Source organism: Pseudomonas fluorescens, assembly GCF_005938625.1.
Classification (GTDB): domain Bacteria; phylum Pseudomonadota; class Gammaproteobacteria; order Pseudomonadales; family Pseudomonadaceae; genus Aquipseudomonas; species Aquipseudomonas fluorescens_BD.
Genome location: NZ_VCNJ01000040.1, coordinates 171,882 through 191,620 on the forward strand (window position 1 = coordinate 171,882; position 19,739 = coordinate 191,620).

Sequence of the window (19,739 nt, forward strand, 5' to 3'; positions counted from 1 at the left end):
AATCATCGAATTGATGGCGATCAACCTGCGGCGTCTGACAGCCGGCTATGTTAAAACGCTGTATCTGCTTAGCCTTGTCCTACAGGATTCAGTATGCCGTTCACCAGCAAACCGCTCTCGGGTCTGAAAGTCATTGAATTGGGTACATTGATTGCCGGGCCTTTTGCCTCGCGCATTTGCGGCGAGTTCGGTGCCGAGGTGATCAAGATCGAGTCGCCGGACGGTGGTGATCCTTTGCGCAAATGGCGAAAACTGTACGAAGGCACGTCGCTGTGGTGGTTCGTTCAGGCGCGCAATAAAAAGTCGCTGACGCTAAACCTCAAACACCCTGACGGCTTGGCGATCCTGAAAAAACTGCTCAGCGAAGCCGACATCCTCATCGAGAACTTCCGCCCCGGTGTGCTGGAAAAACTTGGCCTGAGCTGGGAAACCCTGCACGCCTTGAATCCGAAACTGGTGATGGTGCGTCTGTCCGGTTTCGGCCAGACCGGGCCGATGAAGGATCAGCCGGGCTTCGGTGCGGTGGGGGAGTCCATGGGCGGCTTGCGCTACATCACCGGTTTCGAGGACCGGCCACCGGTGCGTACCGGTATTTCCATCGGCGATTCGATTGCCGCGCTGTGGGGCGTGATTGGTGCGCTGATGGCGCTGCGTCATCGCGAGGTCAACGGTGGTCTCGGCCAAGTAGTCGATGTGGCGTTGTATGAAGCCATTTTCGCGATGATGGAAAGCATGGTGCCCGAGTTCGACGTGTTCGGTTTTATCCGCGAGCGCACCGGCAACATCATGCCCGGCATCACGCCCTCTTCGATTCACACCAGCGCTGACGGCAAGCACGTGCAGATCGGCGCCAATGGTGACGCGATCTTCAAACGCTTCATGCTGATCATCGGCCGCGAAGACCTGGCCAACGATCCGACACTGGCCAGCAACGACGGGCGCGATAATCGCCGCGACGAACTGTATGGCGTGATTGATCGCTGGGTCAATTCGCTGCCGCTGCAAAGCGTGCTCGACCTGCTCAATCAGGCCGATGTCCCGGCCAGCCGGATCTTCAGTGCCGAGGACATGTTCAACGATCCGCAGTACCTGGCCCGAGAGATGTTCCTGCACGCCAAGCTGCCCGACGGCAAAGATTTCAAGATGCCGGGCATTGTGCCGAAACTCTCTGAGACACCGGGCAGTTCAGAATGGGTCGGACCGCAACTGGGTGAACACAATGCGCAGGTACTTCACGACCTTGGCTACGACGAGAGACAGATCGCCGAGCTGCGCGAAGACGGAGCCATTTAAACTGAAACACCGGCAGACATCGCACGCCAACCGCGCCCACCATTGGTGGACGTGGCGACTATTTGGCTTATTGTTTTTGCTCGCAGTGTCGACCGAGGCGCAGGCGAAACCGACGTTGATCTGGCTGCTGCGCGACTTGCCGCCACTGACCATTTTCGAAGGCCCGAAAAAGGGCCAGGGCGTGATCGACCAACTGATGCCGTTGCTGATCGCCGGCATGCCGCAATACGAACACACGCTGATGCGGGTCAATCGTGCCCGTGGTCTGCAGATGCTCCATGAAAACCCGTTTGCCTGTGACCCCGCGCTGCTGTGGAACAAGGAGCGGGCGCAGTGGGTGGCGTATTCGATCCCGGCGATCCGCGCCGTGAGCAACGGCCTGGTGGTGCGCCAGCAAGATCGCTCGGTGCTTGAACCGTATCTGGTCGACGGTGAAGTGGATCTGTCGGCGCTGCTGGTCGCTACGGAGCGCAAAGTCGGTGTGGTGGCGGAACGCAGCTACGGCGAGTTCATCGACACCCTTTTGCATCAAGCGCCCAGCGGTGCGTTGACTGCGCATTACGGCAACGATGCGCTGACCAATCTGCTGTCGATGCAGCGCCTCGGTCGGTTGCAGGTGGTGTTGGGCTATTGGCCGGAGATTCGCTATCAGGCGAAACAGGCACAGATCAATGAAGATGAGCTGGAGTTCTATCCGATTCAGGGCAACGGCAAGTATCTGTCAGGCTACGTCGCCTGTTCCGACACCACGCAGGGCCGCCAGGCCATCAGCGAGATCAATCATCTGCTGCGCACCCTGCCGCATGAACACCTGAATCAGCTCTACGCCGCTTGGCTGGATCCTGACAGACGTGAGGATTATCTGGAACAGGCCCGCACATTCTTCGAACGCCAGGCCGCGCAATAGGCAAATCGCAGACAAAAGAAACCCCGAGAAGTGGGGAGACCACTCGGGGTTAAACGTGGCCTATATAAAGACCCGTAGCAGCAAGCGACAAGCACCGGAGCACAATGCTTGATCCTGCTGTTACGTGGTCTGACTGACAGGGATGCAGGAAGGTTCCCACAAAAAATATTTCATCTTTACAGCGCCGCACGTTTGTCCAGTGCTGCGTTGCGCAAGGCCGCGATCACACAAGGCTCCAGCCGTCCTTCAGCGATCAGAACGTCGCGGTGCAAACCGTCGACGACATCGGTCAACTGGCGCTTGTCGGTCAACTGTGCCTGATTGAATTCGCGTTCCACCACGATGGCGCCGTGACTGTTCTTCAAGGTCACCAGGCATTCGCCATGGGAACCGCTTGGAGACAACGAAACCTGATACGGGCTCAGAGCCTCACCGAGCAATAGACTGATACTTTCCATCTCGATCTCCACTCAATAGTCCGAAAACTGTGTGCCTGGGGCGTGTTCACAATAAATGACCACCGGCCCGAGAAGAAAGTTCTGCATACCGATTGCCCCATTCCTGGAGTGTCACCGGTCTGTCAGAGCATGCACGGCGAAGATGACAGAAAAATAACCGTCCCCGTCAAACCCGCACGGATGGCGACGCGGCGATCAGGTAGCTGTCGAGCAAACCGCGCATCAGTACGGCCGATACCGGGGTTTGCAGGCGTCCCAACAGCCGCATTCTGTGTTCGCTCAGCAAGGATTCAAGATCGTTCAGCAGGCTTGGCGCGACCGTTCCCAGCAGGATCAGCGCGCGTGCCTCCTGCTGAACCGCCAGATGTTGGATTAGCGCCAGACCATCGCCGCCCTTGAGCTGCGGATCGCAAATGGCGATATCGACAATGCCGCGATGGCCCAGTGAAGACAGGGCCGACGCCAGCGACGGCGCCGTCAGTACGTCATAGATGCCAATGGCATTGAGCATTTGATGCAATGCCATCAGCTGGAACGGATTGGGTTCAAGTATCAGGACTTTAAGCGAGCGCATGAGCGACCTCTGAAGCGACAATCGCGGATTCTCACCGCAGTGATTGTCACTCTAGGGCAGCCGTCCTAAGCCTCCCATCGGAAAAGTAGCCGCGTCGTATAGGACATTTCCCATCTTCAATGCGGACATCGGCACCCGCTCTCTGCGCGACGCTGGGTGATGTCCGTCCAGCCGCCCAAGAGCCCACGCAATTTGCCGTCGGCACTGTAGAACGGCACCGTCCACTGATAGACCTCGCGGGGGCCGTTGTTGAATTGCAATCGTCGCTTGCTGAAGCGCGACTTGCGCGTGCGCAATTGCATCATGAACTCGTCGTGCAACATCAGCGCCGTGGCTTCGGGTAACGCGTTGACTTCAATCAGCATCCGCCCCAGCACCTGATCCAGTCGAACCGAGAGCGCTTCCTCATAACTGCGGTTGCACATGATCAGCCGCCCTTGCAGATCACGGACGAACACAGGATCCGGCATGGAGTCGATCAATGCATGCTGAAATGCCAGTTGATCGCCCAGATCCTTTTCCGCCGCGCGCCGCAGTTTGATCACGGCGGTCAGACGCCGATTCCATATCAACGACAACAGACCGAACACGCCAAGCCCGCCCATGCCCCAGCAACCCCATTCAAGCATCTGCTGCCAGACTGAGGGCACGGGCGCCGGTGCAATACCTTCCAGCCATTTCAAGCGGATCGCCCGCAATTCGGCTGCGGGAAACGCCTCAAGGGCCTTGTTGAGAATACTCAGCAGCACTGGCATGCCTTTGCGCACGGCCAGGTTATCCGCCTCCCATTTGCCTTCGACGAGACCGCCGACCTTGAGCAAACCCAGCGGGTAAAGCTGCGCGCCAATTTCGTTTTCGATGGTGGCGTAGGCCTCACCGCTTTCAACCAGCGCCCGCGCTTCGGCGTAGGTCTTGACAGAGCGAATCTCGATTGAGGGAAAGTCACGCCTGATCATGTCTTCCAGCGCATGCCGGGCCGGTAGCACCAGCACGCGTTTGCTCAACTGCTCGAAGGCATCCAGCCGAGGTGCGTCAGCGCGGCCGACAAACACCCAGCCCGCACCACCGAACGCGTGGCTGTAATCCAGGAATGCCTTGCGCTCCTCGCTCATGGCCAGGGTCGTACTGATATCGGCCGCGCCGCTCTCCAGACGTTCAAGCATGTGATCAGTGGAAAAAGACTCCTGATGCACAAACTGCAGCCCGGTCATCGCCGTCACGCGCTTGAGCACGTCGTTGTTCAAGCCGCTCCACTGCCCGTGCTCATCCTGAAACAGATACAACGGATACTGCACCGACGTCACCGTCACTTTGGGGTTGTCGCGAATCCATTGACGCTCGTGTGCAGCCAGTTCGATGGGCTGGATTCTCGACGCCCCGGCATCGTCGTGCAGCGCCAGTTGCGCTGCCACGCTGCAGCGCATCAACGCCAATAATCCGAACATAAACAACACACCCAGTGCCGGTTTCAAACCTCTATAAAACAGCATTGCCACTTCCTTCGTGATCGACTCACCCGTCCTTCGTGGGTGAAAACCCGAGCAGTGTGGCAGCACAAACAAAAAAGCCCGTCAGGAGACGGGCTTCAAAATGTGACAGCTTTTGGTGGCTTAAAGCGGCTTGCCGCGGTTGCCATGCTGGCTGACAAAGGCTTGCACGGCTTTCAGCTCGTTTGGCAGAACGGTGCAACGCTCGTTTCGCTCAAACAAATCAGAAAGATGTGCAGGTAGTTCGAGCGCTTTTCCTACACCGGCTTTCTCCACCGCATCCGGGAATTTCACCGGGTGCGCGGTGCCGAGAATCACCATCGGGATATCGAGGCTACGACGGCATTCGCGTGCAGCCTTGACGCCGATGGCGGTATGCGGATCCAGCACTTCGCCGGTCTGCTCGTAAACTTCGGCGATGGTTTCGCAGGTCTGCGCATCGTCCACGGCCAGTGAGTCAAACAGTTTGCGCGCTTCAGTCCAGCGCTCTTGTTCGACGCTGAAACCGCCGCCCTGCTTGAACGAATCCATCAGGCCGGCAATCGCTGCGCCGTTGCGACCGTGCAAGTCGAACAGCAGGCGTTCGAAGTTCGACGAGACCATGATGTCCATCGACGGCGACAGCGTGGCGTGCAGGGTTTCCTTGACGTACTGATTGCCGCTCATAAAGCGGTGCAGGATGTCGTTGCGGTTGGTGGCGACGATCAACTGATTGATCGGCAGGCCCATGTTGCGGGCCAGGTAACCGGCGAAGATGTCGCCGAAGTTGCCGGTCGGCACCGAGAACGACACCGAACGCGCCGGGCCGCCCAACTGCAGGGACGCATGGAAGTAGTAGACGATCTGGGCCATGATCCGCGCCCAGTTGATCGAGTTCACCGCGACCAGACGCGTGCCCTTGAGGAAGCTCTGGTCGGCGAAGCTCGCCTTGACCATTTCCTGGCAGTCATCGAAGTTGCCTTCGATGGCGATGTTGTGGATGTTCTCGCCGAAAATCGTGGTCATCTGGCGACGCTGCACTTCGGACACACGGTTGTGCGGGTGCAGGATGAAGATATCGACGTTTTCGCAGTGTTTGCAGCCTTCGATAGCAGCCGAACCGGTGTCACCGGAGGTGGCGCCGACGATCACTACGCGCTCGCCGCGCTTTTCCAGCACGTAGTCGAGCAGACGACCGAGCAGTTGCAGGGCGAAGTCCTTGAACGCCAGGGTCGGGCCGTGGAACAGCTCCATGACCCATTCGTTGCCGTTCAGTTGACGCAGCGGCGCCACGGCGCTGTGCGAGAACACGCCGTAGGTTTCTTCGAGAATCTTTTTGAAATCGGCGTCCGGAATGCTGCCGGTGACGAACGGGCGCATGACGCGGAAAGCCAGTTCGTGATACGGCAGGCCGGCCCAGGAAGCGATTTCTTCCTGGGTGAAACGTGGCAGGTTTTCCGGAACGTACAGACCGCCGTCGGTGGCGAGACCAGCCAGCAGGACGTCTTCGAAATTCAGGGCCGGTGCCTGGCCGCGGGTACTGATATAACGCATGATTTCAAACCTTCGGTTTGAGCTTCAAGTTACGAGCTACAAGCTGCAAGTAAAAGCCAGACCGCTTTTCTCTTGCCGCTTGCAGCTCGAAGCTTGCAGCTGCTTCTGTTTAGTTCAGGTGCTCGACGCGGATCCGTACAACCGGACCATTGACGCCGGCCAGCGCTTCGAGGGCGGCGATGGCATCGTTGATGCGCTGCTCGACCACACGGTGGGTCAGCAAGATCATTGGCACCAGACCGTCGTGTTCCTCGACTTCCTTCTGCATGATCGACTCGATGTTGATGCCGCGCTCCGAGAGGATGCTCGCCACCTGAGCAAGTACGCCCGGATGGTCCTTGGCCTGAATACGCAGGTAGTAGGCGCTTTCGCAGGCTTCGATCGGCAGGATCGGGTGGGCCGACAGCGAGTCTGGCTGGAAGGCCAGGTGCGGCACGCGGTTCTCCGGATCGGAGGTCATGGCGCGAACCACGTCGACCAGATCGGCGATCACCGACGAAGCGGTTGGCTCCATGCCGGCGCCAGCGCCGTAGAAAAGCGTCGAACCTGCGGCGTCACCGTTGACCATCACCGCGTTCATCACGCCGTTGACGTTGGCGATCAGACGATCGGCCGGGATCAGCGTCGGGTGTACGCGCAACTCGATGCCGGCAGCGGTGCTGCGCGCCACACCGAGGTGCTTGATGCGGTAGCCCAGCGCTTCGGCGTAGTTGACGTCAGCGGTGGTCAGCTTGGTAATGCCTTCGGTGTAAGCCTTGTCGAATTGCAGCGGAATACCGAAGGCGATGGAGGCCAGAATCGTCAGCTTGTGCGCCGCGTCGATGCCTTCAACGTCGAAGGTCGGATCGGCTTCGGCGTAACCCAGCGCCTGAGCTTCGGCCAGCACGTCTTCGAAGGTACGGCCCTTCTCGCGCATTTCGGTGAGGATGAAGTTGCCGGTGCCGTTGATGATCCCGGCGACCCAGTTGATGCGGTTGGCGGACAGGCCTTCACGGATCGCCTTGATCACCGGAATGCCACCGGCCACGGCCGCTTCGAACGCCACGATCACGCCTTTCTCGCGAGCCTTGGCGAAAATTTCATTACCGTGAACGGCAATCAAAGCCTTGTTCGCGGTGACCACATGCTTGCCATTCTCGATGGCCTTGAGTACCAGCTCGCGGGCAACGGTGTAGCCGCCCATCAGCTCTATGACGATGTCGATCTCAGGGTTCGTGGCCACTTCGAAGACATCGTTGGTAATCGCAATACCGGTCGTCTGGAACTGAGGCTTTGGCGTGCGCATGGCAATTTGTGCCACTTCGATTCCACGCCCGGCACGACGAGCAATTTCCTCGGCGTTGCGCTGAAGTACGTTGAAGGTACCGCCACCGACGGTCCCTAACCCACAGATGCCTACTTTGACCGGATTCACTGTGAACTCCCCATAAAACGGCCGACGCGGGGTCGGCCGGAAAACAACCGCGTGCTCGCGGCTCTCTATTAATGGCCCGGCGATGTGGCTGCCGGACCATGATCGTCACGGCTAACCGTGACGATGCGAATTTACTTCGCGCCCAGCGCCAGTTTGGCGACTTGTGGCGCAGGCTGGTAGCCCGGAATCACTTGTCCGTCTGCCAAAACGATGGCCGGTGTGCCGTTCACGCCGATCGACTGCCCGAGGGCGAACTGTTTGGAAACCGGGTTATCGCACTTGGCGGCCTTGATTTCCTTGCCATCGACCATTTTGTCCATAGCGGCTTTCTTGTCTTTCGAGCACCACACGGCTTGCAGTTGCTCGTCACCCGGCGAGTTCAAACCCTGGCGCGGGAACGCTACGTAACGCACTTCGATACCGCGCTTGTTCAGCTCAGGCACTTCGGCGTGCAGCTTGTGGCAGTACGGGCACGTGGTGTCGGTGAACACGGTGATGTGCGATTTGGTCTCGCCGACGGCCGGATAAACCACGGTTTCGGCCACCGGGATAGCGTTGATCAGTTTGGAGATGCCCAGGCGCTCGGTCTTCTCGGTCAGGTTGACCGGTTTGCCATCCTTGAGCTGGAACAGGTAACCCTGAACGATGTACTGGCCATCGGCGCTGGCGTAGAGCACGCGGCTGCCTTTGAGCTTGACTTCGTACATGCCCGGCAACGGGCTGGCGCTGATGCTTTCTACCGGAACCTCGAGCTCGAGTTTTTCCAGGCTTTGACGAATGGCTTTGTCGGCCGCGTCATCGGCGACGGCAAAGGTGCTGACCAACGCAATGGCTGCGGCGGCGAAAATCTGGGTCAGACGCATGAGAACTCCTGAAGGCGGACAAATGAAACGATCAGAACGCCCGTGCCGGAACACCGGGTCATAACCGTCCATCGTGCAAACCGGCAAAGCCTAACACATAAGGCCACGGTGGCCGAATGCGCCTGTCGCCACACTTTCAGGACGACATATCCCCTGTGGGAGCGAGCTTGCTCGCGAAGAGGCCAGCACATCCAAACATGTGCTGCCTGACACACCGCTTTCGCGAGCAAGCTCGCTCCCACAGGGACTTTTTTCAGCCGCGCGGGTGGTGTTTGGCGTGCAGATCCTGCAGGCGCGCGCGGGCGACGTGGGTGTAGATCTGCGTGGTGGAAAGGTCGCTGTGGCCGAGCAGCATCTGCACCACACGCAAATCCGCGCCGTGGTTGAGCAGGTGTGTGGCAAACGCATGGCGTAAGGTATGCGGCGACAGTGACTTGCCGATCCCGGCGACCTTGGCCTGATGCTTGATCCGGTGCCAGAAGGTTTGGCGCGTCATCTGCTCGCCGCGCTGACTGGGGAACAGTACATCGCTGGGGCGGCCACCGAGCAATTCGCCACGGCCATCACGCATATAGCGCTCGATCCAGACAATCGCCTCCTCGCCCATCGGCACCAGCCGCTCCTTGCTGCCCTTGCCCATCACCCGCAGCACGCCCTGGCGCAGATTGACCTGTTCCAGTGTCAGGCTGACCAGTTCGGTCACCCGCAAACCGCAGGCGTACAACACCTCAAGCATGGCGCGGTCGCGCTGGCCGATCGCTTCGCTCAAATCCGGGGCCTTCAACAGCGCTTCCACGTCGGCTTCTGAGAGCGATTTGGGCAGAGGCCTACCGAGTTGCGGCATGTCGACGCGCAATGTCGGGTCGACGCTGATCATCTTTTCCCGCAGCAGATAGCGATAAAAGCCACGCACCCCGGAAAGAAATCTCGCGGTGGAACGTGGTTTGTAGTTCTGCTCCAGACGCCAGGACAAGTGATCAAGAATCAACTCGCGGCCAGCATTGATCAGCTCCAGGTTTTTCTCCTGCAGCCAGCCATTGAACAGCGCCAGATCGCTGCGATAGGCGCCACGGGTGTTGTCGGACAGGCCCTTCTCCAGCCATAAAGCGTCGAGGAATTGGTCAATCAGCGGATGGTCGATGGCAGGCATGGGCGCTCAAGACACACAGCCTCATGGACTGTGCGCAAATGTAGAGTGAACTGTAGGAATGGACGCTAGTCTTTCATAGCCCGCTATTTCAAGGAACAGGGAGCATCAATGAACGAGCAGCAAATTCTTTTGGCATTTGGCGGGATTGGCGCGGCGGCGCTGGGGTGCCAATGGCTGGCCTGGCGCCTGAAGCTGCCGGCGATTCTGTTTCTGTTGCTGACCGGCATTCTGGTCGGCCCGGTGTTGGGCTGGCTCGACCCACAGGAAATGTTCGGGCCGCTACTGATGCCGCTGGTATCGCTGGCCGTGGCGCTGATTCTGTTCGAAGGCAGCCTGACCCTGCACCTGTCGGAATGGAAGGAGATTGGCAGCGTCGTTCATCGTTTGGTGACTCTTGGCGCGATCTCGACCTGGATCGTTATCGCAGTGGCCACGCACTTCCTGCTCGGATTCGACTGGATGCTGGCCATCCTCTTCGGCAGCCTGACGCTGGTGACCGGCCCGACGGTGATCGTGCCGATGCTACGTGTGGTACGGCCGAAAGCCTCGATCGCCAATATTCTGCGCTGGGAAGGTATCGTCATCGATCCGATCGGCGCCCTCCTCGCCGTGGTGGTTTACAGCTTCATCATTGCCAGTGCTGAAGGTCAGGGCCTCAAGCAGAGCCTGTTCACCTTCGGTGGGGTGATTCTCTGTGGCGCAGTATTCGGCATTGTCGGCGGCTGGTTGCTCGGCACGGTGATCCGCCGGCAATGGCTGCCGGAGTATCTGCATAACCTCGCCTCGCTGGCGGCGGTACTGGGGATTTTCATTGCTTCGAACACCGTGATGCACGAGTCCGGTCTGTTGGCGGTGACGCTGATGGGCATGTGGCTGGCGAACATGAAGGGCGTGGATGTGCGGCATATCCTGCACTTCAAGGAAAACCTCAGCGTGCTGCTGATTTCCGGCCTGTTCATTTTGCTGGCGGCGCGCCTGGATTTGTACGCGCTGATCGGTCTGGGGCCGCTGGTTTTGATTCTGCTGCTGGTGATTCAGTTGATCGCGCGTCCGTTGAACGTGTTGCTCAGTACAGCCGGCTCCAGCCTGAGCTGGCGTGAGCGGGCGCTGCTGTGCTGGATTGCACCACGCGGAATTGTCGCGGCGGCGGTCTCGGCGATTTTCGCGATTCGGCTGCATGAAGCCGGGCATGAAGGCGCGCTGCTGCTGGTGCCGCTGACCTTCGCGGTGATTATCGGTACCGTCGTGCTGCAGAGCGCCACGGCACGACCGCTGGCTCGCCTGTTGAAGGTTGCAGAACCGGCGCCGAGCGGTTTTCTGATCGTCGGCGCCAACGGCCCCGCGCGGGAGCTGGGCAAGTCGTTGCAGCAACTGGGCAGCCGCGTGCTGCTGACCGATTCGAGCTGGGAAAACATTCGCGCCGCACGCATGGAAGGTTTGCCGACGTATTTCGGCAACCCGGCCTCGCAACATGCCGATGCGCATCTGGATCTGGTCGGGCTCGGGCATTTGCTGGCGCTGTCGCCTTCGGGTGAACTCAATACCTTGGCAGCGATGCGCTTTCGGCATGACTTCGGCCATCAGCGCTTGTTTGGTCTGGCCAGTGGTCATGAGAGTCGGCGCAGCGATAAGCATCGGGCGAGTCTGGAACATCGAGGCAATCAGCTCGGTAGCGAGGCGTTTACCTACGCGAAACTGGCCAGCCAGATGGGCCAGGGCGCGGAGTTATACAGCACGACGCTGACGGATGGATTCGGCTGGGAGGATTACCGGGCGTTGCATGGCAACCGCGCGACGTTATTGTTTATGCGTGATGACAGTGGCTGGGTGCATGTGGTGACGCCGGAGACGGCTTTGAAACCGGGACCCGGATGGACGCTGCTGGCGTTGATTCAGGCTGAGACTTTCGGCGCCTGAGCTGACGCCTTCGCGAGCAAGCTCGCTCCCACAGTGATCGGGGTGAACACAAAATTTGTGTCCGGCAAAGAACCTGTGGGAGCGAGCCTGCTCGCGAATGGCGCGACTCGATATCAGGTCAGGCCGCAAACCCGGGCAGCACCGGCACCGGTCGCTTGTCATCATCAATGGCGACAAAGCTGAACTGCCCATGAATGGCCTTCTCACGACCATCACAGCTCATGCTCTCAACAAAGACTTCTACCTCGACCTTGAGGCTGGTGTTGCCAACCTTGATCACCTTCCCGACCAGTTCAACGATGGACCCGGCCGGGATCGCATGGTTGAAGTCGATGCGGTCGGTGGAAACGGTTACCAGCGGCAGGCGGCAGAAACGCGTGGCGGTGATGAAGGACACTTCGTCCATCCACGCCAGCGCGGTGCCGCCGAACAGGGTGTTGTGGTGGTTGGTGGTCGGCGGAAAGACGGCTTTGGTTACGCGGGTCACCGAGAGTTCGGTGCGGCGTTCGATTTCCTGGTCGCGGGGGGTCATGGTTCTGGCCTGAAACGAAAATACGGTGAATAAATTGCAGGCAACAAAAAAGCAGCCCGTAGGCTGCTTTTTTCTGCATCGGAAGCTGGACTTAAGCCAGTTTTTCCTTGATGCGAGCTGCTTTACCCGACAGGTCGCGCAGGTAGTACAGCTTGGCTTTACGTACGTCACCGCGACGTTTAACAGCCATGCTGTCGATCTGCGGGGAGTAGGTCTGGAAAGTACGTTCTACGCCAACACCGTTGGAGATTTTACGCACGGTGAACGCACTGTTCACGCCGCGGTTACGCTTGGCGATTACAACGCCTTCGAACGCTTGCAGACGGGAACGATCGCCTTCCTTCACTTTCACCTGAACGACAATAGTGTCGCCTGGGGCGAAGGTAGGGATTTCTTTGGTCATCTGCTCTGCTTCGAGTGCAAGGATGATTTTGTTGGTCATGCTGTGCTCCTAAGGTAAATCGTTCGATCTACCATCGATACGTTGTTAACTATCGTCCCGCTCGCGGATGTATTCCTCGAGCAGCTTCTTCTCTTCTCCAGAAAGCGAGCGGCTTTCCAGAAGATCGGCGCGTCGTTCAAAGGTCCTACCAAGGGACTGCTGTAAACGCCAACGCCGGATATGCGCGTGGTTGCCACTCAGCAACACGTCGGGTACACGCTGATCCGCATACACCTCAGGTCGGGTGTAGTGCGGGCAATCCAGCAGACCATCCGTAAAGGAATCTTCCTCAGCGGAGTCCGCATGCCCTAAAGCTCCAGGCAGCAGTCGTGTAACCGCATCGATCAGGACCATCGCCGGCAGCTCGCCGCCAGACAGTACATAGTCGCCAATCGACCACTCTTCATCGACATGAGCCTCAATAAAGCGCTCGTCAATGCCTTCATAGCGGCCGGCAATCAGGATCAATGCATCCGATTGTGCCAGCTCGCGTACCGCCGACTGAGTCAGTTGACGGCCTTGGGGGGACAGGTAAATCACCTTCGCCGCCTCCCCGGCTGCTGCCTTGGCCTGAACCAGAGCATCTTCCAGGGGCTTGATCTTCATCACCATGCCCGGACCACCGCCAAACGGGCGATCGTCCACAGTGTGATGCCGATCCGTCGTGTAATCTCGCGGATTCCAACAGGTCAGCTGCAAGAGCCCCTGTTTGACCGCACGACTGGTGATGCCGTAGTCGCCGATGGCGGAAAACATCTCGGGAAACAAACTGATCACTTCTACGCGCAAATTAGCCACGTTTAGAAGTCCGCGTCCCAATCCACCTTCATCTCGCCCGCGGCCAGGTCGATGGCCAGCACACATTGCTCCGTATAGGGCAACAGGCGTTCGCGATCATCCAGGCTGCCAGCGCAAGGCTTGACGACCATTACATCATTGGCGCCGGTTTCCAGAAGATGATCGATTTTCCCGAGCAATTGCCCCAGTTGATCAATAACCTTCAGACCTTCCAGCTGGTACCAGTAGTACTCACCGTCGGTCAATTCAGCGAACAGATTACGCGGCACGCAGATCTCATAACCGGCCAGAAGACGAGCTTCCTCACGATCATCAAGACCCTTGAGCTTTGCGACCAGGAACTTGTCGCTCCCGCGTCCACTGACCAGCTCGACCTGTTTCACATTGCCTTCGCGCTTGAGCGTCCAGGTTTTGTACTGCAACAGGTTTTCAGTCGGATCAGTAAAGGAATAAACCTTCACTTCGCCGCGAACGCCATGAACAGAATAAATTTTGCCAATAACGATCAAATCATCGGCAACAGCAGGCGTCGCGTTCATATTGCTCAGGCCGCAGCCTTTGCAGATTCCTTCAGCAACTGAGCAACACGCTCAGAAGGCTGTGCACCAACGCTCAGCCAGTAGGCTACGCGCTCTTGGTTCACGGACAGACGGATTTCCTGACCACGGGCAACAGGGTTGAAGAAACCAACCTGTTCTTTGTGGGAGCCGTCACGCGGGTTACGCGAGTCGGTTACGGTCAGGTGGTAAAACGGGCGCTTTTTGGAGCCGCCAAGGGCAAGACGGATTGTTAGCATGTGAACATCGTTCCTGTAGTCGGTGCTGCAAATCTAAATGCACAGCGGGCATGGGTGCCCGAAAGGCCGCATATTCTAAGGAATATCCGGACTTTTGCAAATGACTTTTTCCGGCGCCTGTGGCATGCCGTGCAGATTTGCATATAGAGCCGTCGATGAAAACGGCCAGTCAGCTCCCGCCGAGTGCGGGTTTGCTGTTGATCCTGCGTCCTTGCAGGGTCTGCGCCGGTGCGACGACCGGCGAGATTCCAGTGTCCCGTCTCACCCATTTCGCTCTCTTTTGGCGAGTGACTTGGGTAAGACGGGGCACCTTACATTTTCGGCATGCCGCCGCCGGGCAACATACCGCCCATGCCGCGCATCATTTTCGCCATTCCGCCTTTGGCGGTGAATTTCTTCATCATCTTCTGCATCTGCTTGTGCTGCTTGATCAAGCGACCGATGTCCTGCACCTGAGTGCCGGAACCCATGGCGATCCGACGTTTGCGCGAACCGCTGATCAGCTCAGGGTCGCGGCGCTCGGCCGGGGTCATGGAGTTGATGATGGCTTCCATCTGCTTGAATTGTTTCTCTGCGGCGTTCTGGGCATTGCCCATTTGCGACAGGTTGACGCCGCCGATGCTCGGCAGTTTGTCCATGAGCCCGCCGAGGCCGCCCATGTTCTTCATCTGTTGCAGCTGATCGCGGAAGTCTTCGAGGTCGAAGCCTTTGCCCTTCTTCAGCTTCTTGGCCAGTTTGTCGGCCTTGTCCTTGTCGAGGGTCGCTTCGGCCTGTTCGATCAGGCTGAGCACGTCGCCCATGCCGAGAATCCGCGAGGCGATACGCTCAGGGTGGAACGGGTCGAGCGCTTCGCTCTTCTCGCCCATACCGATGAACTTGATCGGCTTGGCGGTAATGGCACGTACCGACAATGCGGCACCGCCACGGGCGTCGCCGTCGACCTTGGTCAGGATCACACCGGTCAGCGGCAGCGCATCACCGAAGGCCTTGGCCGTGTTGGCGGCGTCCTGGCCGGTCATGGCGTCGACCACGAACAGGGTTTCGACCGGGTTGATCGCGGCGTGCAGCGCCTTGATCTCGCCCATCATCTCTTCGTCGATGTGCAGGCGACCGGCGGTATCGACGATGACCACGTCGATGAATTTCAGCTTGGCTTCTTTAATAGCCGCGGTGGCGATGTCGACCGGCTTCTGGCTCAGGTCGGACGGGAAGAACGTCACGCCGATGTCGTTGGCCAGGGTTTCCAGCTGTTTAATAGCAGCCGGACGATAAACGTCCGCCGACACCACCATGACCGACTTCTTCTTGCGCTCTTTAAGGAAGCGCGCGAGCTTGCCGGCGGTGGTGGTTTTACCGGCGCCCTGCAGACCGGCCATCAGAATCACGGCAGGCGGTACGGCGCTGAGATTCAAATCTTCGTTGGCCGCGCCCATCAGGCTTTCGAGTTCGGCCTGGACGATCTTCACGAACGCCTGGCCCGGCGTCAGACTGCGCGACACCTCGGTGCCGACAGCGCGCTCCTTGACCGAATTGACGAAGTCCTTGACCACCGGCAGGGCGACGTCGGCTTCGAGCAACGCCATGCGCACTTCACGCAGGGTGTCTTTGATGTTGTCCTCGGTCAGCTTCGCCTTGCCGGTGACATGGCGCAGCGTCTGCGAGAGACGGTCGGTTAAGTTTTCAAACATTGCGCGATCCTTTCAGGCCCTGTGTAGACCGGGATAATGGCGGCCCAGACCGGAATCAACATGTGCTCGGCGAGCCTGCGGCGTGGGCAGGTCGCGGATTATAGCGAAGACTGCGGCTGGCGGACACCTCGCTGTCAGCTTCCTGAGTCTTTCGTGCCATGGCGGTTCTATGCCAAACTCAGCGCCTTTCGGGCTTGCCTAACAGGATTTATGCTCCCCTTGTCACCCAGTTTGCTGACCACCCTCGCCGCCGCCCTTCTGTATGCCGCTGCGACCCTTTATCAGAGCACCCGCTTGGCCACCGGCGCCAAGGCGAACAAGCGCCTGCTGGTTGGCCTCGGCGTTTTCGCCGTGGTGGCCCACGCTGCCAGCCTGCTCACGCATTTGCTGACGCCAATAGGTCTGGGCCTGGATTTCTTCAGCGCCTCGAGCCTGATCGCGGCGGCGGTCATCGCCCTGACGCTGATCGCCTGCTCGCGCATTCCGGTGGAAAACCTGCTGGTGCTGCTGTTCCCGCTCGGCGCGATCACCGTGCTGCTGGCGCAGTTTGCGCCGACCGGCACGGTGCAGATCATCGATGAAGAGCCGGGCATCCTCGCGCACATCCTGCTGTCGATTCTCGCCTACGGCATGTTCACCATCGCGGTGTTTCAGGCCTTGCTGCTATTGGTGCAAGATCACCAGCTCAAGCACAAGCATCCGTCCGGGCTGATCAAGAACTTCCCACCGCTGCAAACCATGGAAAGCCTGCTGTTCGGCTTCCTCTGGGCCGGCTGGACACTGCTGTCGCTGTCGCTGATTTCCGGCTGGCTGTTCGTCGAGAACCTGTTCGCCCAGCATCTGGTGCACAAGACTCTGCTGGCGTGCCTGGCCTGGATCGTCTTCAGCGTACTGCTCTGGGGCCGTAATCGCCTCGGCTGGCGCGGTCACAAGGCGATTCGCTGGACCCTCGCCGGTTTCTGCCTGCTGATGTTGGCGTATTTCGGCAGCAAACTGGTTCGTGAATACATCCTGCACATCTGACGGGCGGCATAAATGGACGGTTTGCCCCTAGGGCCGATGCTCGCGGTATTTGTCCTGCTGATTTTATGGTCAGGGCTGTTTACCGCCGTCGAAATCGCGCAACAGCAACTGCTCGCGCAACGCACCGCCTCGCGTGCTAGCGATAAGCCGCTGGCGAAGCTGAGCTTTCCGCTCGACAGCCTGATCCTCTGCAACACCCTGTGCCGCGCACTCGCGGTCGTGATCGCGACGTTGCTGGCAATTTTCCTCTGCGAAGAAAGCGGCCCGTGGGCAGCGTGTCTCGGTGCCGGGGCAATCCTGCTGGTGTTCGCCGATTACTTCCCGCGTACCGTCGCTCAACGTTATCCCGACGCGGTGCTGGCGTTCGGCAACACCTTGCTGGCGGTGCCGCTGAAGATTGTTTATCCGTTTGCCTGGTTGTTCAGCCGTATCAGTGGCCTGCTGATGCGCCCGTTTGTGCGCAAGGCTCAAGTCGTACAGCAAAGCGAAGATGACTCACCTGCCGACCGTTACGACGATCCGGAGCACCCGGTTCACGCGCACCCGGTTTCGGGGATTCATGCGCTGGACAACATTACGGTCAATGACATTCTGGTGCCGCGCAGTGACGTCGACGGCATCAACCTCGACGATTCGATCGACGAGATCATCGAACAACTGCGCCATAACAAGCGCACGCGCCTGCCGGTGTTCCATAGCGACATCAACCAGGTTGAAGCGGTGCTCAATACACGGCAGATCCGTCATCTGTTGAACAACGGTGACTTGACCCGCGAAGCGTTGCTGGCGGCCAGTTACGAACCATACTTCGTCCCTGAAAGCACGCCGCTGCAACTGCAGTTGCTGAATTTCCACAAGCAACAGCGGCGCCTCGGCATGGTGGTCGACGAATACGGCGAAGTGCTCGGTATCGTCACGCTGGAAGACATTCTCGAAGAAATTGTCGGCGAGTTTGAAAGCGAGCACAGCCTCGATAATCCGCATATTCATCCGCAGTCTGATGGCCGCATGGTGATTGACGGTGCTGCGTCGATCCGCGAGTTGAACAAGTGCCTGGGCTGGCATTTGCCGAGTGACGGGCCGAAAACGCTGAATGGTCTGGTGACTGAAGCGCTGGAGACTATTCCGGAAAGTGCGGTTTGCTTGAAAATCGGGCGCTATCGCCTGGAGATTCTTGAGACTGAGGAGAACCGGGTGAGCAAGGTGTTGATTTGGCATACCTCTTCAGTGCCAGCCCTGGTGCCTGCCAGGTAAAAGATCAAAAGATCGTCCGAAGGTTCGGGCCGCGTTCGGACGATCTTTTTGCTCTTGTTCAATCGTTAGCCTCCTTCCTATAATCGAGGCGCTTACCCAAGCCCCGCCTAACCTTGTGCTTACCCCGCACACAACGGGTTTCGGCCATTTGCGCTGCACTCCGGCGACTGTTCCTACCTGAAACAGCGACCGCGCCTCATCCCACATCCCTGGGTGCTCGACCATAATAATTCGCTCCAACGGAGCTCATGACTGTCAGGGATCACCGCATGACGACCAGTACAGCTTATAGCGCGACCGCGCCTGCCCAACCGACCAACTCCGCCACCCGCGTGGCCACGGCGAGTTTTATCGGCACCGCAATCGAGTTCTACGACTTCTATGTTTACGCCACCGCCGCCGCTTTGGTGATCGGGCCGGTGTTCTTTCCGCAGACCTCCGGCACTGCGCAGATGCTCTCGGCGTTTCTTACTTTTGGTATCGCCTTTCTGGCCCGGCCGCTGGGCTCGGCACTGTTCGGCCACTTCGGTGACCGCATCGGGCGCAAATCGACGCTGGTCGCTTCACTGCTATTGATGGGCGTGTGTACGACGCTGATCGGCGTGCTGCCGGGGTACGCCACCATCGGCGCCTGGGCGCCGATTTTGCTGTGCGTGCTGCGTTTTGGTCAGGGGCTGGGATTGGGAGGTGAATGGGGCGGTGCCGCCCTGCTCGCCACGGAAAACGCGCCGAAAGGCAAACGTGCCTGGTTTGGCATGTTCCCGCAGCTAGGCCCTTCAATTGGCTTTCTCGCCGCCAACGGTTTGTTTCTGACCTTGGCCATGACGCTCGATGATGAGCAATTCCGAAGTTGGGGCTGGCGTATTCCGTTTCTGCTCAGCGCGGCGCTGGTGATGGTCGGTCTGTACGTACGACTGAAGCTGCACGAAACGCCGGTATTCTCTAACGCCATCGCCCGTCAGGAGCGGGTCAAAATCCCGCTGGTCGAGCTGTTCAGCCAGTATTGGGCTCCGACGTTGCTGGGCGCGGCGGCGATGGTGGTGTGCTATGCGCTGTTCTATATCTCGACGGTGTTTTCCCTGAGTTACGGGGTTTCCACACTCGGCTATAGCCGTGAGACGTTCCTTGGCTTGCTGTGTTTCGCGGTGCTGTTCATGGCCGCCGCTACACCATTGTCCGCGTGGGCCAGCGACCGTTACGGGCGCAAACCGGTGCTGATCATCGGTGGCGTGCTGGCGATTCTCTCCGGATTTCTGATGGAACCGTTGCTGACTCAGGGCTCGACCTGGGGTGTGGCGCTGTTTCTGTGCATCGAGCTGTTCCTGATGGGCGTGACATTTGCGCCGATGGGGGCACTGTTGCCTGAGTTGTTTCCGACCCACGTGCGTTATACCGGCGCTTCGGCGGCGTATAACCTGGGCGGCATTGTCGGGGCCTCGGCGGCGCCGTTCTTTGCGCAGAAACTGGTGGCGATGGGTGGTTTGAGTTATGTCGGCGGGTATGTGTCGGCGGCGGCGGTGCTGAGTTTGATTGCGGTGCTGTGCCTGAAAGAGACGAGGGATAACGATCTGAATCGGGTTGCCTGACAGAAGATCAAAAGCTTCGCGAGC

General features: G+C 59.0%; 19 protein-coding genes. 6 read left to right on the top strand and 13 right to left on the bottom strand.

Annotation, left to right across the window (positions count from 1 at the left end; translation table 11 throughout):
* Nucleotides 1–93: 93 nt before the first annotated feature.
* Nucleotides 94–1,293 carry a CaiB/BaiF CoA transferase family protein gene (locus FGA82_RS23060; RefSeq protein WP_141128871.1) on the top strand — a complete coding sequence of 400 codons (1,200 nt, stop codon included), beginning with the start codon at nt 94–96 and terminating at the stop codon, nt 1,291–1,293.
* On the top strand, nt 1,220–2,200 hold the full coding sequence (locus FGA82_RS23065; RefSeq protein WP_171057342.1) for a TIGR02285 family protein: 981 nt from the start codon (nt 1,220–1,222) through the stop codon (nt 2,198–2,200). Before FGA82_RS23060 ends, FGA82_RS23065 begins: the two co-directional genes overlap by 74 nt.
* Nucleotides 2,201–2,376: 176 nt before the next feature.
* On the opposite strand, the gene FGA82_RS23070 is transcribed toward FGA82_RS23065, so the two are convergent.
* From FGA82_RS23070 to xerD, 7 genes are all read right to left on the bottom strand, one after another.
* Nucleotides 2,377–2,658, bottom strand: coding sequence for a DUF3509 domain-containing protein (locus FGA82_RS23070; protein WP_122598066.1), 282 nt, complete (start codon nt 2,656–2,658; stop codon nt 2,377–2,379).
* Nucleotides 2,659–2,824: 166 nt separating this feature from the next.
* Nucleotides 2,825–3,232, bottom strand: coding sequence for a response regulator (locus FGA82_RS23075; protein WP_141128873.1), 408 nt, complete (start codon nt 3,230–3,232; stop codon nt 2,825–2,827).
* 116 nt (nt 3,233–3,348) lie between these two features.
* Nucleotides 3,349–4,722 (bottom strand): transporter substrate-binding domain-containing protein, encoded by a 1,374-nt coding sequence (locus tag FGA82_RS23080; protein WP_141128874.1) that lies wholly within the window; start codon nt 4,720–4,722, stop codon nt 3,349–3,351.
* A 120-nt stretch (nt 4,723–4,842) separates the two neighbouring features.
* Nucleotides 4,843–6,252: a threonine synthase gene (gene thrC, locus FGA82_RS23085; RefSeq protein ID WP_141128875.1), complete on the bottom strand. Its 1,410-nt coding sequence runs from the start codon at nt 6,250–6,252 to the stop codon at nt 4,843–4,845.
* Nucleotides 6,253–6,361: 109 nt separating this feature from the next.
* Nucleotides 6,362–7,666: a homoserine dehydrogenase gene (locus tag FGA82_RS23090; RefSeq protein ID WP_007908972.1), complete on the bottom strand. Its 1,305-nt coding sequence runs from the start codon at nt 7,664–7,666 to the stop codon at nt 6,362–6,364.
* 131 nt (nt 7,667–7,797) lie between these two features.
* Nucleotides 7,798–8,529 carry a bifunctional protein-disulfide isomerase/oxidoreductase DsbC gene (dsbC, locus tag FGA82_RS23095; protein ID WP_007908974.1) on the bottom strand — a complete coding sequence of 244 codons (732 nt, stop codon included), beginning with the start codon at nt 8,527–8,529 and terminating at the stop codon, nt 7,798–7,800.
* Nucleotides 8,530–8,782: 253 nt separating this feature from the next.
* The gene (xerD, locus tag FGA82_RS23100; RefSeq protein WP_122598061.1) at nt 8,783–9,679 is read right to left on the bottom strand and encodes a site-specific tyrosine recombinase XerD; all 897 of its coding nucleotides are present in this window, start codon (nt 9,677–9,679) and stop codon (nt 8,783–8,785) included.
* Between the two features lie 108 nt (nt 9,680–9,787).
* Between xerD and FGA82_RS23105 the strand changes: the two genes are divergently transcribed.
* Nucleotides 9,788–11,596, top strand: coding sequence for a cation:proton antiporter (locus FGA82_RS23105; protein WP_141128876.1), 1,809 nt, complete (start codon nt 9,788–9,790; stop codon nt 11,594–11,596).
* A 118-nt stretch (nt 11,597–11,714) separates the two neighbouring features.
* Here FGA82_RS23105 and FGA82_RS23110 read toward each other — a convergent pair whose 3' ends face one another.
* From FGA82_RS23110 to ffh, 6 genes are all read right to left on the bottom strand, one after another.
* Nucleotides 11,715–12,128 (bottom strand): acyl-CoA thioesterase, encoded by a 414-nt coding sequence (locus tag FGA82_RS23110; protein WP_042557826.1) that lies wholly within the window; start codon nt 12,126–12,128, stop codon nt 11,715–11,717.
* Between the two features lie 91 nt (nt 12,129–12,219).
* Nucleotides 12,220–12,570, bottom strand: coding sequence for a 50S ribosomal protein L19 (rplS, locus tag FGA82_RS23115; protein ID WP_003175895.1), 351 nt, complete (start codon nt 12,568–12,570; stop codon nt 12,220–12,222).
* Nucleotides 12,571–12,615: 45 nt separating this feature from the next.
* A complete protein-coding gene (gene trmD / locus FGA82_RS23120) occupies nt 12,616–13,368 on the bottom strand; it encodes a tRNA (guanosine(37)-N1)-methyltransferase TrmD (RefSeq protein ID WP_008081628.1) in 753 nt (250 codons plus the stop codon).
* Between the two features lie 2 nt (nt 13,369–13,370).
* Nucleotides 13,371–13,907 carry a ribosome maturation factor RimM gene (gene rimM / locus FGA82_RS23125; RefSeq protein ID WP_141128877.1) on the bottom strand — a complete coding sequence of 179 codons (537 nt, stop codon included), beginning with the start codon at nt 13,905–13,907 and terminating at the stop codon, nt 13,371–13,373.
* A gap of 5 nt (nt 13,908–13,912) precedes the next feature.
* Nucleotides 13,913–14,164, bottom strand: a complete 252-nt coding sequence (gene rpsP / locus FGA82_RS23130; RefSeq protein ID WP_003185073.1) for a 30S ribosomal protein S16 — start codon at nt 14,162–14,164, stop codon at nt 13,913–13,915.
* 311 nt (nt 14,165–14,475) lie between these two features.
* Nucleotides 14,476–15,852 (bottom strand): signal recognition particle protein, encoded by a 1,377-nt coding sequence (gene ffh, locus FGA82_RS23135; RefSeq protein ID WP_141128878.1) that lies wholly within the window; start codon nt 15,850–15,852, stop codon nt 14,476–14,478.
* 210 nt (nt 15,853–16,062) lie between these two features.
* Here ffh and FGA82_RS23140 point away from each other — a divergent pair, with 210 nt between their 5' ends.
* The 3 genes from FGA82_RS23140 (at nt 16,063) to FGA82_RS23155 (ending at nt 19,715) form a co-directional block, all read left to right on the top strand.
* Nucleotides 16,063–16,875 (top strand): cytochrome C assembly family protein, encoded by an 813-nt coding sequence (locus FGA82_RS23140; protein ID WP_008081632.1) that lies wholly within the window; start codon nt 16,063–16,065, stop codon nt 16,873–16,875.
* A gap of 12 nt (nt 16,876–16,887) precedes the next feature.
* Nucleotides 16,888–18,129 (top strand): transporter associated domain-containing protein, encoded by a 1,242-nt coding sequence (locus FGA82_RS23145; RefSeq protein WP_141128879.1) that lies wholly within the window; start codon nt 16,888–16,890, stop codon nt 18,127–18,129.
* Between the two features lie 269 nt (nt 18,130–18,398).
* Nucleotides 18,399–19,715 carry an MFS transporter gene (locus FGA82_RS23155; RefSeq protein ID WP_141128881.1) on the top strand — a complete coding sequence of 439 codons (1,317 nt, stop codon included), beginning with the start codon at nt 18,399–18,401 and terminating at the stop codon, nt 19,713–19,715.
* Nucleotides 19,716–19,739 lie beyond the last annotated feature (24 nt).